11 protein-coding genes are annotated in these 11,720 nt (G+C 63.6%); 2 read left to right on the plus strand and 9 right to left on the minus strand.

Annotated features, from left to right (window positions below):
• Positions 1-164 precede the first annotated feature (164 nt).
• The 9 genes from NKJ81_RS31710 to NKJ81_RS31750 all read right to left on the minus strand — a co-directional run bounded on the left by NKJ81_RS31710 (position 165) and on the right by NKJ81_RS31750 (position 8,284).
• Complete coding sequence (locus tag NKJ81_RS31710) at positions 165-1,061, minus strand: AAA family ATPase (protein WP_352542886.1); 897 nt, start codon at positions 1,059-1,061, stop codon at positions 165-167.
• A gap of 9 nt (positions 1,062-1,070) precedes the next feature.
• Positions 1,071-2,075, minus strand: coding sequence for a xanthine dehydrogenase family protein molybdopterin-binding subunit (locus tag NKJ81_RS31715; RefSeq protein WP_352503852.1), 1,005 nt, complete (start codon positions 2,073-2,075; stop codon positions 1,071-1,073).
• A gap of 1 nt (position 2,076) precedes the next feature.
• Positions 2,077-3,444 (minus strand): xanthine dehydrogenase family protein molybdopterin-binding subunit, encoded by a 1,368-nt coding sequence (locus NKJ81_RS31720; protein ID WP_352542887.1) that lies wholly within the window; start codon positions 3,442-3,444, stop codon positions 2,077-2,079.
• A 14-nt stretch (positions 3,445-3,458) separates the two neighbouring features.
• Positions 3,459-3,941 carry a (2Fe-2S)-binding protein gene (locus NKJ81_RS31725; protein WP_352542888.1) on the minus strand — a complete coding sequence of 161 codons (483 nt, stop codon included), beginning with the start codon at positions 3,939-3,941 and terminating at the stop codon, positions 3,459-3,461.
• A gap of 49 nt (positions 3,942-3,990) precedes the next feature.
• Positions 3,991-4,785, minus strand: a complete 795-nt coding sequence (locus tag NKJ81_RS31730; RefSeq protein WP_352542889.1) for an FAD binding domain-containing protein — start codon at positions 4,783-4,785, stop codon at positions 3,991-3,993.
• A gap of 31 nt (positions 4,786-4,816) precedes the next feature.
• Positions 4,817-5,260 carry an SRPBCC family protein gene (locus NKJ81_RS31735; RefSeq protein ID WP_352542890.1) on the minus strand — a complete coding sequence of 148 codons (444 nt, stop codon included), beginning with the start codon at positions 5,258-5,260 and terminating at the stop codon, positions 4,817-4,819.
• A gap of 107 nt (positions 5,261-5,367) precedes the next feature.
• The gene (locus NKJ81_RS31740) at positions 5,368-6,195 is read right to left on the minus strand and encodes an AraC family transcriptional regulator (RefSeq protein WP_352542891.1); all 828 of its coding nucleotides are present in this window, start codon (positions 6,193-6,195) and stop codon (positions 5,368-5,370) included.
• A gap of 315 nt (positions 6,196-6,510) precedes the next feature.
• Positions 6,511-7,509 (minus strand): ABC transporter permease, encoded by a 999-nt coding sequence (locus NKJ81_RS31745; RefSeq protein WP_352453761.1) that lies wholly within the window; start codon positions 7,507-7,509, stop codon positions 6,511-6,513.
• A gap of 34 nt (positions 7,510-7,543) precedes the next feature.
• Entirely contained in the window at positions 7,544-8,284 is a 741-nt protein-coding gene (locus NKJ81_RS31750) for an ATP-binding cassette domain-containing protein (protein ID WP_023675804.1), read from the minus strand.
• Positions 8,285-8,710: 426 nt separating this feature from the next.
• Here NKJ81_RS31750 and NKJ81_RS31755 point away from each other — a divergent pair, with 426 nt between their 5' ends.
• Entirely contained in the window at positions 8,711-9,700 is a 990-nt protein-coding gene (locus tag NKJ81_RS31755; protein ID WP_023675805.1) for a sugar-binding protein, read from the plus strand.
• Positions 9,701-9,847: 147 nt separating this feature from the next.
• The gene (locus NKJ81_RS31760) at positions 9,848-10,627 is read left to right on the plus strand and encodes a FadR/GntR family transcriptional regulator (protein WP_352542892.1); all 780 of its coding nucleotides are present in this window, start codon (positions 9,848-9,850) and stop codon (positions 10,625-10,627) included.
• Positions 10,628-11,720 lie beyond the last annotated feature (1,093 nt).

Genomic DNA, 11,720 nt, shown 5'->3' on the forward strand with positions numbered 1-11,720 from the left:
AAGCGCGCCAAACTGTTCGCGATGTCCTCGCACACCTGTTCGCGATGTCTCCGGTCCAAACACCCCCTTGAGGGGGAGATGTCCGGCAGGACAGAGGGGGGCGCTGTCCCGCCAGCGTCGCGCACTAGCCCTGGGGTATCGCGCTAGCGCGCTTCGATTGCGCATCACGCCAGCGCCTCCTCGACAATCTTGCCGAGCTCCGCCGCGATGCAGGATAGATCCTCCTCGTCCTTGATCAGCACGCCGATGGCGCGGCGGAAGGCTTCCGGCCAGGGGCTGCCGCCCTTTTCGAGGATGGTGGCGGCGTTGGCCCATTCGACCGCCTCGGCGATGCCTGGCGGCTTGGCCAGCGGACGGGCGCGAATGTCGCGCACAGCAGCAGCGACGGCGCGGGCCGTGGCCTCGGCGACGTCGCCGGCGCGCAGCATGATGATCTCGGCCTCGCGCCCGGCGTCGGGATAGGTGATCCAGTGATAGACGCAGCGCCGCCGCAGCGCTTCGGCCAGTTCACGGGTGCGGTTCGAGGTCAGGATGACGATCGGCTGCGCCGTCGCGCGAATGGTGCCGCGCTCGGGAATACTGATTTGGAAATCGGACAGGAACTCCAGCAGCAGCGCTTCGAATTCATGGTCGGACCGGTCGATTTCGTCGACCAGCAGCACGCGTTTTTCCGGTGCCTTCAGCACCTGCAGCAGCGGCCGCGCGATCAGGAAACGGTCGTCGTAGATGTCGACCTCGTGCTCGCCGGCATGGCGGATGGCGAGCAGCTGGCGCTGGTAGTTCCACTCGTATAGCGCATGTGCGGCGTCGATGCCTTCATAGCATTGCAGCCGCACCAGATCGCGCCCGAGCAGTTCGGCTATCGCTTTTGCGGCCTCTGTCTTGCCGACGCCGGGCGCGCCTTCGAGCAGCAGCGGCTTGCCCAGCCTTATCGCCAGGAAGATTGCGGTGGCCAGGCTTTCATCGGCGAGATAGCGCGAGGTGGCGAGCCGGGACGCCACCGCCTCCGGCGAGGTCGCGACTGTCTCTGCGCTTGAAGTCCGGGCGCTTCTCTTGGGCATTTCCGGCACTCAGTTCGGGGCTTGCGCCTTCAGCGCCCGCAGAATGCGCTCCGGCGTGATCGGCAGTGTATCGATGCGCACACCGACGGCGTCGAAGACGGCATTGGCGACCGCCGGGATCTGCGGGTTGGCGCACATTTCGCCCGGCCCCTTGGCGCCATACGGCCCGTCCGCCGAGGGCCTCTCCAGCACGATGATATCGGTTTGCGCGAGATCCCCAGGACCCGGCATCAGATATTGGTTGAAGTCGGTGCCGCCATGGTCGCGATTGGGATAATAGGGTTCGGTCGTTTCGTAGAGCGCATGGCTGATGCCCATCCACGAGCCTCCGACGAGCTGCTGCTCGACCATTTTCGGGTTCAGCGCGCGGCCGATCTCAAAGACGTTCTTCACGGTCAGCACGGTGACCTCGCCGGTCTCGTCGTCGACCTCGACCTCGGCAACCGTGCAGGCGTGGGCGTAGCAGGTCGACGGCTTCATCGCGCCGGTTTCCTTTTCCGGATAGGAGCGCGGGATCAAAAACATGCCGCGGCCGGAAATCGAACGGCCGCGCTTGAAATGCGCCGACAGCGCGACATCGAAGATCGAGATCGATTTCTGCGGCGCGCCCTTGACCAGGATGTTGCCTTGCCCGTCGGTCTCGAGGTCCGACGCATTGACCTCCAGCTCCTCGGCCGCCACTTCCAGCATCACCTGGCGGGCTTCCCTGGCCGCCTGGATAACCGCATTGCCGGCGCGATGCGTGCCGCGCGAGGCGAAGGTGCCCATGCAGTGCGGGCCGGTGTCGGTGTCGGCGGTGTCGACGACGACGCGGTCGGTCGGCACGCCGATCGTCTCGGCGCAGATCTGCGCCATGATCTGCTTCATGCCCTGGCCGAGATCGACGCTCGACAGCGTGACCATGAAATTGCCGGTCGGCGTCGAATGCACCAGCGCCTGCGTCGGGTCGCCGCCGAGATTCATGCCGGTCGGATAATTGATCGCGGCGACGCCGCGTCCGCGCCTGATCGCCATCTCAAGCTCCCTTCGCGTAGGACGACATCGCCATGAATGTTTCTGCCACGGGCCAGTTGGCGGCGCGCGAGGCTTCCTGCATGCACTCGATCAGCGCAGCACCCTCGGTCGGCTGCCGATGTGCTTTCATGTCGCCATCGCGATAGGCGTTGATGAAACGGAATTCGAGCGGGTCCATGCCGATCAGCCGGGCGAGCTTGTCCATCTGCACCTCCAGCGCGAAATCGCCGATGGTGACGCCGAAGCCGCGCATCGCCGAGGACGGGGTGCGGTTGGTGTAGACGCAGTAGGTGTCGATCCAGACATTCGGGATCGTATAGGGGCCGGGATAATGCCCGGCGCCCTTCTGCGCGCCGTAGGGCGAATGGCGCGAATAGGCGCCGGCATCGGTGTAGCCCGTGACTTTACGCGCGACGATGCGGCCGTCGTTCATCACGCCGTCCTTGATGACGACTTTCTCGGCGGCGCGCGGCGAGGAAATCTGCATCTCTTCCTCGCGGCTGTAGATAAAACAGACCGGTCGTCCTGTTATTTTGGCGCCAAGGATGGCGATCGGCTCGACGATGACGTCGACCTTGCCGCCAAAGCCGCCGCCGACAGTGCCGCCGACGAAATGCAGCTTGTTGCCGGGCATCTGCAGGATGATCGAGGCGTTATCGAGGGTGAAGAACATCGCCTGCGTGTTGGTGTAGCAGGTGAAGCGGTCGTTACCCTCGGGTGCGACGATGCAGCCTGTCGTCTCGGTCGGCGCATGCTCGATCGGTGAAGACTGGTAGGTCTGTTCGAGCACGTGGTCGGCCTCGGCGAAGCCGGCTTCGACATCGCCGAAGCGCACCTTGCGGCATTCGCCGCTGTCGTAGAGGTAATAATTCCGGCCGTGATATTCATTGACGATCGGCGCGCCGGGCTTCAGCGCTTCGTCCATGTCGAAGACGGCCGGCAGCACCTCGTAATCGACCTTGACCTTGGCGGCGGCTTCCTGCGCGGCGCGCTCGGTCTCGGCCAGCACCGCCACCACGGCCTCGCCCTTCCAGCGCACCTTGCCGTCGGCCAGCACCGTCTCGTCCTCCGGCCCGATCTGGATCAGGATCAGGATGGTGTAGACATTGTGCGGCACATCCTTGGCGGTCAGCACCTTGACGACGCCGGGGTGCTTTTCCGCCTCTGACGTATCGATGCTGCGGATGCGGGCGTGATGATGCGGGCTGCGCACCATCTTCAGGTGCAGCATGCCGGGAAAATTGCGGTCGGCGAAATAGGCGGTCTTGCCGGTGACATGGCCGGGCGAATCCGAACGCGGCCGCGGCTGGCCGATCTCGTGCAGATCGTCCTTGCGCTGGTCGGCGAAATAGCTCTTGCGGAGTTCCATTTTCTTAACTCCCCTCAAGCCGCGTTCTGCGAATTGGAGCGCGCGGCGGTCAGCACCGCCTGGATGATCGGTTCGTAGCCGGTGCAGCGGCAAATATTGCCGGACAGTGCCTCGACCACATCCTCGCGGCTGGGGTTCGGAGTTTGGTCGAGCAGCACCTTGGCGGCCATGATCATGCCCGGCGTGCAGAAACCGCATTGGGTCGCGAAGGCGTCGAGGAAAGCGCGCTGCAGCGGATGCAACACGCCGCCTTCCGAAAGCCCCGACGTCGTGGTGACGGTCGCACCATTGCAGGTCTCGGCCAGCGTCAGGCAGGACAGCCTGAGCTCGCCATCGATGATGACCGAGCAGGCGCCGCAAGTGCCTTGATGGCAGCCGCCCTTCGGCGAGGTGTCGCCGATCTTGTCGCGCAGCGCATGAAGCAGCGTTGTGCCGCTGTCGATGAATTCGGCCTTTTCGGCACCATTGAGCGTGAACTGAACCGGGACCTTTGCCATCTTTTTACTCCTTGCGCCGCAGCCAGGCGGACATACGCGCCATCGGTTTTCAGGCGAGCAGCAGCCGGCCGAGATGGACCGGCAGGACTTCGTTGCGATACCAGGCACTGGCGATCGGATCGGTTCGCGGCGAAGTGCCGTCGCGGGCAACAGCCAGTGCCGGTGCGATGCCCTCGCTCGTGAGTTCCCGGCCAATCAGGGCCTTCTCCGCCGCCCTGGCACGGATCGGCCGGTCGGCCATGCAGCCGAGCGCGATCCGCGCTGAGGTGACAGTGCCGTCCGGCGCCTGTTCCAGCACGGTGGCGATGCTCAGCACCGAAATGCCCTTTGGCTTGACCCTCGACACTTTCAGGAAGCGAAAGCCGCCTTCCTTCGGAATCGTGAAGCCGACCGCAGTGACGATGGCGTGGTTGCTTTCGCGTTTCGCCAGGAAGGTTTCGATCGGGAGTTCGCCGTCGCCGGTGCTGACGGTTGCATCCAAAGCCAGCAGCGCAACGGTGAAATCGCCGTAAGGCGCTGGCGCGAAGAGATTGCCGCCGACGCTCGCCATGTTGCGGATCGCCGGGCCGCCGACGGCGCGCGCGGCGTGGGCCAGCGGGATGAGATCCGGGTGACGGGCGACCGCCGCCATGGTCACCGAAGCGCCGATGCGGACCGTGCCGCCGGAGACGGTGATGGCCGACAACGCCGGGTCGGTCGACCTGACGAGACCGGAGATCGACACGTCGCCTTCATTGACGGCGCGCACCACCAGTGTGCCGCCACCGAGATAGCGGGTGCCGGCGGCTTTCAGCGCCCCGCCGGCGTCCTTCACCGTCGGGAAAGTCTGCAATGCAAGCGTCATGGAACGCTCCTGTTTGTCAGCTCAATTCAGTTCAACCTTGGCCGGCAAAATGGGCCTTCAGGGCGTTGAAGCCGCCCTGGAAGACGTTGGCGCCCATGCCTTCGGCCAATTTATCGGCTTCCTCGGGAGCGGCGTCGAAGCTGGCGGTCCATTCGGCATAGGTGCGGTCGCCGTCGGTCACCCGCCGCAACTGCAGCGTCGCCTTGTGGTTGGTGAGCGGCTGCGGCGTCTCCAGGATGGCGTAGCTGACGAGGAAGTTCTCGTCGGAGAAGTCGAGCAGCTTTTCGCGGAGGCGGGCGCCGCTGGCGAGCTGGAAATTGCGCACGCAGCCGATCATGCCGGCATCCTTGCCGTCCTCGATATGGCTTTCGACCATGCGCGGGTGCCAGGTCGGCAGACCGTTGAAGTCGCGTATGCGGGCCCAGACCTTTTCGACCGGTGCGTCGATGACGCTGGAGATGGTGACTTTCGCCATATGATCGTTCCCTTGCACATCAGCTGCTTGGGAGGGTAGGGCGGCAGGCTCGGCGGCGCTTATCAATGCGTCTTGAACGCCTATCAAATAGTCTGAAAAACGGGCGCTCAGCTGATCGCCCGCGCCGCTTCGCGGTAAAGCGTCGGCGGGACGCCGACATGGTCGCGGAAGAAGCGCGAGAAATTGCCTTGCGTGGTGAAGCCGAGATTGCAGGCGACCGAGATCAGCGGCTCCTGCGACCACTGCAACTGCCGCACGGCTTCCTCCATGCGCAGCGTGTTCCAATAGACGTTGGGCGTCAGATTGGTCTGTTCCTTGAACAGTGCGAAGAAATGCGGCCGCGACAGGCCGACGCTGCGCGCCACGTCGTCGAAGCAGATGCGCTCGCAGACATTGGCTTTCATCAGCTGGATCGCCTTGCGGACGCGGAAATCCTGCATGGTGCTGACGCGGGCACGCACGGTCTGCGGTGCGGACGCGTCGGCGGCATCGAGCACGCTGTCGATGAAGCGCTCGATCTCGTAATTGGCGATGTCGTCGATGCTCTCATTGTCGCTGAGATGATCGAGAAGGTTGGCCGCTGCCTTGTGCAGCCAAGGCTCGAGCGTGATTGCCGGGGCCGAGAACAGCGGCGCGGAGGAAGGCAGCTCGCGGCGCCTTCGAGCCCAGTCCGGATCGATGTAAAAGGCGAGGAACAGGCCGGGCGTGCCGTCGCGGGACAGAGCGTGGCTGTGCGGCTGGAAGGAATTGATGCCGGCGGCGGTGCCCGGTCCAAGCCGTACCGTCTCGCGGCCGATGGTCATCTCGCCGGCGGTGCCTTCCAGCCAGATGATGATATGCGCCTCGACATGGGCATGGGTCACGAAGTCGCTGGCGACGTTCAGGACAGAAACATGTCCGAACCGGCCCCAGTAGAGCCTGATCGCTTCCGTCATGGGTATATCCTCCCGCAGGCGACTGGCCTCCCTTCGCCTGCTGCGAGCGATTGTGCGGCGCAGTTCGGGCTTGCGTCAAGACGGATGTGCACGTCCGGGCGCCGGCCATGCGCCGCACCGGCGGATTATTAGACCCGGCGATAGGAGCGCGTCCCCTTCTCCCCCTGTGGGAGAAGGTGGATCGGCGCGCTAGCGCCGAGACGGTTGAGGGGTGTTGGAAGAAATGAGGCGATGCCAAGCTGGAGCACCCCTCATCCGTCGCCTTCGGCGACACCTTCTCCCACAAGGGGAGAAGGGGGAGGCTGCGCTTGAACGTCAGTCGTTGCGCCTGAAATTGCGGATGCGGTCGAACAGCACGGCGAGCAGGATGGCGCCGCCGATGAACACGCCTTGCCAGAAGGCGTTGATGCCGAGCAGGCCGAGGCTGTTGCGGATGACCTCGATAAGCGCCGCGCCGACGACCGCGCCGAAGGCGGTGCCCATGCCGCCGGCCAGGTTGGCGCCGCCGATGACGGTGGCGGCGATCACCTGAAGCTCCATGCCGTTGCCGAGATTGGTGGTGACCGCGCCCAGCCAGCCGGTCTGGATGATGCCGGCAAGGCCAGCCGCCATTGCCGAGATCATGTAGACGACGACCTTGATCTGGCGCACCGGAACGCCGGTCAGCGTTGCCGCATGCTCGTTGCCGCCGATGGCGAAGATGTGCCGGCCGAATTTCGTCCAGCGCAGCACAAAGCCGGTGATCAACGCCAGCACGATCATGTAGAGGACCGGATTGGCAATGCCGAACACCCAGGCGCCGCCGCCCAGCGCCAGCAGCTTGTCGTGGTCAGGCCCGAACTGGAAGACGACGGTGTTGTTGGAGGCGACCATGGCAAGGCTGCGTGCGATCGACAGCATGCCGAGCGTCACCACGAAAGGCGGAAAGCCGAGATAGGCGATCAGAACCCCGTTGAAGGCGCCGATGATCAGCGCTGTGGCGATCGCAGCGCCAATGCCGATCTCGATGCCGTAGCCGGCATGCATGGTCACGGCCAGCACCATCGAGCACAGGCAAAGCACCGAGCCGACCGACAGGTCGATACCGCCGGTGATGATGACGAAGGTCATGCCGAGCGCGACGATGGCGACGAAGGTGACGTTGCGGGTGATGTTGTAGAGGTTCTTGGTCGTGGCGAAGGAATCCGTGGCCACCGACAGGAACAGGCAGGCGAGGATGACCGCGATCACCACCCAGAAGGTCTGGCTGGCAAACACCTTGCTCAGCAAGGTGTGCTGCTTGTGCGCGATCGTCTGATCAAGAGTGACTGCCATTATCGACCTTTTTTACTCATGGTTGAGGCGTCAATCATACCTGTTCGATGGCGCCGGTGATGAGCCCGGTGACTTCTTCCGGCGAACTCGATGCGATCGTCTTGTCGGCGACCTTGCGGCCGCGCCGCATGACGATGACGCGGTCGGCGACGTCAAAGACGTCGGGCATGCGGTGGCTGATCAGCACGACGGCGATGCCCTGGTCGCGCAAATGGCGGATCAGGTTCAGCACCTCGGCGACCTGGCGCACCGAGATCGCCGCGGTCGGCTCGTCCATCAGCACGATCTTGGCCTGCGAAAGCATGGTGCGGGCGATCGCCACCGCTTGCCGCTGGCCGCCCGACATTTGTTTGACCAGGTCGCGCGGGCGCGTTTCGGATTTCAGCTCGGCGAAGATCTGGCCGGCGCGCTTGTACATCGCGGCATAGTCGAGGATGCGAAGCGGCCCGAGGCCGCGGCGCAATTCACGGCCGAGATAGACGTTGGCGGCGGCCGTCAGATTGTTGCACAGTGCCAGGTCCTGATGGACGATTTCGATGCCGTGCTGGCGCGCCTCGACCGGCTTGTGCAGGATCAGCTCCTTGCCGTCCATCTGCATCGTGCCATGGCTCGGCGGGAAATTGCCGGCGATCATCTTGACCAGCGTCGACTTGCCGGCGCCGTTGTCGCCCATCAGGCCGACAACCTGTCCGGCCTCGATCGACAACGAAACGTCGTTGACCGCCTGGATGGCGCCAAAATGCTTCGAGATGTTGGTGAGTTCGAGAACCGCCACCAGCCTTCTTGCCTCCCCGTGCTTTGCGGCCTGCGGTTCTGCCGCGGCCATTCGCTCTCCCCAGTTCCTCCCGGAAGCAGCGATTTTGCCCATTTACGCATAAGCCTCCTTGGCGTCAACCACGGCTTCTTTCGAAAAATCAGTTTTGTAGGACAAATAGCATTGACGTCGGTGACAAGGCGATATTAGCTAAGTGTCGGAGGAGCTTGCGCCGAGCCACCGGGTTGCCGGAAGGAATCGGTGAGGGTTTGTCGGTCAGGGATCTGGTAACCAGCGATATCTGTCGGTGCCGGTCTGAGACTGAATATGAAAATGCTTATCGACCTGGCTTGGCGACACGAGTGCGACGTCCTCTGTCATCTTGCTCCGGGTCGATCTGTGTGTGGCGGGCACGCCGTGTCCGTTTGTTTCAAAGGGAGGACTGACATGAGGAAATCACTATTGCTCGCTGCCGCCGCCGTCATGGCGCTGGGTGCCGGGCCAGCCATGGCCAAGAAACAGCTCGTCATCGTCGTGAAGGGTCTCGACAATCCATTCTTCGAGGCCATCCACCAGGGTTGCGAGAAATGGAACAAGGAAAACGCCAGTTCGGAATATGAGTGCTTCTACACCGGACCGGCGTCGACCTCGGATGAGGCCGGTGAAGCCCAGATCGTCCAGGACATGCTGAGCAAGCCCGACACGGTGGCGATGGCGATTTCGCCGTCGAACGCGCCGCTGATCGCGCAGACGATCAAAAGCGCCAATCCGTCGATCCCGATCATGACCCTCGACGCCGACCTCAGCAAGGAAGATGCGGCGCTGCGCAAGACCTATCTCGGCACCGACAATTACCTGATGGGTCACAAGATCGGCGAATACATCAAGAAGGCCAAGCCGAATGGCGGCAAGATCTGCACCATCGAAGGCAATCCGGCGGCCGACAACATCCTGCGCCGCGCGCAGGGCATGCGTGACGCGCTTTCGGGCAAGGACGGCCTCGCGGCGCTGGCAGGGGAAGGCGGCTGGACGGAAGTTGCCGGCTGCCCGGTGTTCACCAATGACGACGGCGCCAAGGGCGTGCAGGCGATGACCGACATCCTCGCCGCCAATCCCGATCTCGACGCCTTCGGCATCATGGGCGGCTGGCCGCTGTTCGGCGCTCCGCAGCCCTACCGCGACCTGTTCAAGCCGATGGCCGACAAGATCGCCAGCAACGCCTTCGTCATCGGCGCCGCCGACACGATCGGCGACGAGGTGGCGATTGCCCGTGACGGACTGGTGACCGCGCTGGTTGGCCAGCGGCCGTTCGAGATGGGCTACAAGGCGCCCTCGGTGATGATCGACCTGGTCGACGGCAAGCCGGTCGCCGATCCGGTGTTCACCGGCCTCGACGAATGTACCAAGGACACCGTCGACACCTGCATCCAAAAGTAGGTCGGCAATTTCGGGGCGCCCTTCGACGGGCGCCCCGTTCGCACTGTCCATACAAAACGCACGAGGCGACGCTGCTTTGGAGCGTAGGCCGCTGCTTTGTCGTGCCCTGAATTCAGGCTTTCGACAAGCAACTGCCGGGGAATACGAATGCCGGACGCGACATCAAAAAAGCGACCCGCCAAGTTGAAGGCAGAGCCTGGGCGGCCGGCCGGCGTTCGGCGTGCCGACGCCGCACACTTTCCCGGCTCGAGTGTGCATGCGTCGCTCGCCAACGAAATCGGGCTGAGGATCGTGCGCGGCGACTATCCGCCGGGAACCATCCTGCCCAACGAAGCCAAATGGTCGGAGACCTTCGACGTCAGCCGCTCGGCGGTGCGCGAAGCCATAAAAATGCTGATGGCGAAGAGCCTGCTGTCGTCACGTCCCAAAATCGGCAGCTGGGTCGAGCCTAAGGAACGCTGGAACCTGCTCGATCGCGACGTGCTGGCCTGGTACGCGACCTCGCCGGACCGCGAGGTGTTCCTCAGAACCGTGCAGGAATTCCGCCACATCATCGAGCCGGAGGCAAGCGCTTTTGCCGCCATGCGGCGCACCGACGAGCAGATGGCCGAGATCAGCCAGGCCTGCCGCGAGATGGGCGAGGCGACCAATCTGCAGGAGCGAACGCGCGCCGACACGCGATTTCACCTCGCCATCCTGCGGGCCTCGGGCAACGATCTGCTGGTGCCGCTCGGCGTGCTGATCGAATCGGCGCTCGACCATTTGTTCCAGTTCGTCACCCGCGAGACCAGCGATCAGCGGCGGGCGCAGGCACTGCACGAGGCGATCGAGAAGAACATCCGCCTGCAGCGACCGGCTGCAGCCCGTGCCGCGGTGCACAGGCTTCTCGCCAACACCGACGACGTCATCGGCCGGTCGCGGCGGTGATGGTTGCACAGGGCGGCGTTGCTCAGAACGATTGCAAAACTCGCATTCCTTCGCGCCCCCTCTGTCCTGCCGGACATCTCGCCCACGAGGGGGCCATCGCAGATAGCAAGCCGAGGCTTTCGCTCTACGACGTACCCCCACCCCTAACCCCTCCCCACAAGGGGGAGGGAGACTTCCGTTGGCGCTGACCTCGGCAAATTGCCTGTCTTTCGGCGCCAAAAGGGGAAGTGAGGGCGCGCGGCAGCGTTCCCTCCCCCTTGTGGGGAGGGTTAGGGTGGGGGTCCATCTTCGTAAGAATCCAAATGCGATTGCCCAGCGCAATAGAGGGGGGAGATTGGATGCCACTTCGGCTTTCGCCAATCACCAACCTTAGGGCCAAGCAATGAGGGGCGGCGACCTCGGGTGGGACAGGAATTCGGACTTTTTTGCCTTCGCAGCTATTTTGTTCTTGCTTTGTGCCGGCAGCTATGCTACTAATTTGCGTGTGGTGCCAATTGGCTCCAACGACCCGCCCGCCGAGGCGGTTTTTTTGTTTCCGGCTTCTTCCGATCGGAAGTGCGCGTGCTTTGGTGCACAGACTTCTCGCAATACCGACGTTATCGGCCGGTTTCGGCGCTGATTCGATCGTTTCTCGGCCAACTGCGTGTAAGTCGGGTCAACCAGCAACGAAGGTCGATCATTTCCGTTAGTCGCAAATCGCAAATTTAGGAGATTAGCCGAAACCCTCCCTTCGTCATCCCTGGGCGGAGCAAGGAGCGAAGCGACGCGGCGCAGACCCTGGGATCCATGCCGTTACCTTGCGGCAGTGCTCCAGCAGACCAGAACCAAACGCTGCCACCCGGTCCTGCGAAAAAGCTCGAAGCACTCTGGGACTGGTCGTCTCGATCAATTCGGTCTTCCATTGGCGGAGCCAGCGCTTCCGCAGCTTCTGGCTCGCGGTCATGGTGGAAGGGCGACGAGCGCAATGGCGGATACAAGCGCCGTTCTGAGCCGCTTGCGCCTTTCGGCTAATGTCACGGCATGATGGGGTGGACGGCGCCCGACGGCATCGGATGTGCCAGAATGAGTTCGTTGAGATCTCAAACAAGGGAGC

Source organism: Mesorhizobium sp. M0018 (assembly GCF_040323955.1).
GTDB lineage: Bacteria > Pseudomonadota > Alphaproteobacteria > Rhizobiales > Rhizobiaceae > Mesorhizobium.

What these genes read in the sequence shown, in the direction of transcription:
- NKJ81_RS31760 (WP_352542892.1), top strand. Translation starts at nt 9,848, where the DNA reads ATGCCGGACGCGACATCAAAAAAGCGACCCGCCAAGTTGAAGGCAGAG.
- NKJ81_RS31740 (WP_352542891.1), bottom strand. Translation starts at nt 6,195, where the DNA reads ATGACGGAAGCGATCAGGCTCTACTGGGGCCGGTTCGGACATGTTTCT.
- NKJ81_RS31755 (WP_023675805.1), top strand. Translation starts at nt 8,711, where the DNA reads ATGAGGAAATCACTATTGCTCGCTGCCGCCGCCGTCATGGCGCTGGGT.
- NKJ81_RS31730 (WP_352542889.1), bottom strand. Translation starts at nt 4,785, where the DNA reads ATGACGCTTGCATTGCAGACTTTCCCGACGGTGAAGGACGCCGGCGGG.
- NKJ81_RS31735 (WP_352542890.1), bottom strand. Translation starts at nt 5,260, where the DNA reads ATGGCGAAAGTCACCATCTCCAGCGTCATCGACGCACCGGTCGAAAAG.
- NKJ81_RS31720 (WP_352542887.1), bottom strand. Translation starts at nt 3,444, where the DNA reads ATGGAACTCCGCAAGAGCTATTTCGCCGACCAGCGCAAGGACGATCTG.
- NKJ81_RS31725 (WP_352542888.1), bottom strand. Translation starts at nt 3,941, where the DNA reads ATGGCAAAGGTCCCGGTTCAGTTCACGCTCAATGGTGCCGAAAAGGCC.
- NKJ81_RS31745 (WP_352453761.1), bottom strand. Translation starts at nt 7,509, where the DNA reads ATGGCAGTCACTCTTGATCAGACGATCGCGCACAAGCAGCACACCTTG.
- NKJ81_RS31710 (WP_352542886.1), bottom strand. Translation starts at nt 1,061, where the DNA reads ATGCCCAAGAGAAGCGCCCGGACTTCAAGCGCAGAGACAGTCGCGACC.
- NKJ81_RS31715 (WP_352503852.1), bottom strand. Translation starts at nt 2,075, where the DNA reads ATGGCGATCAGGCGCGGACGCGGCGTCGCCGCGATCAATTATCCGACC.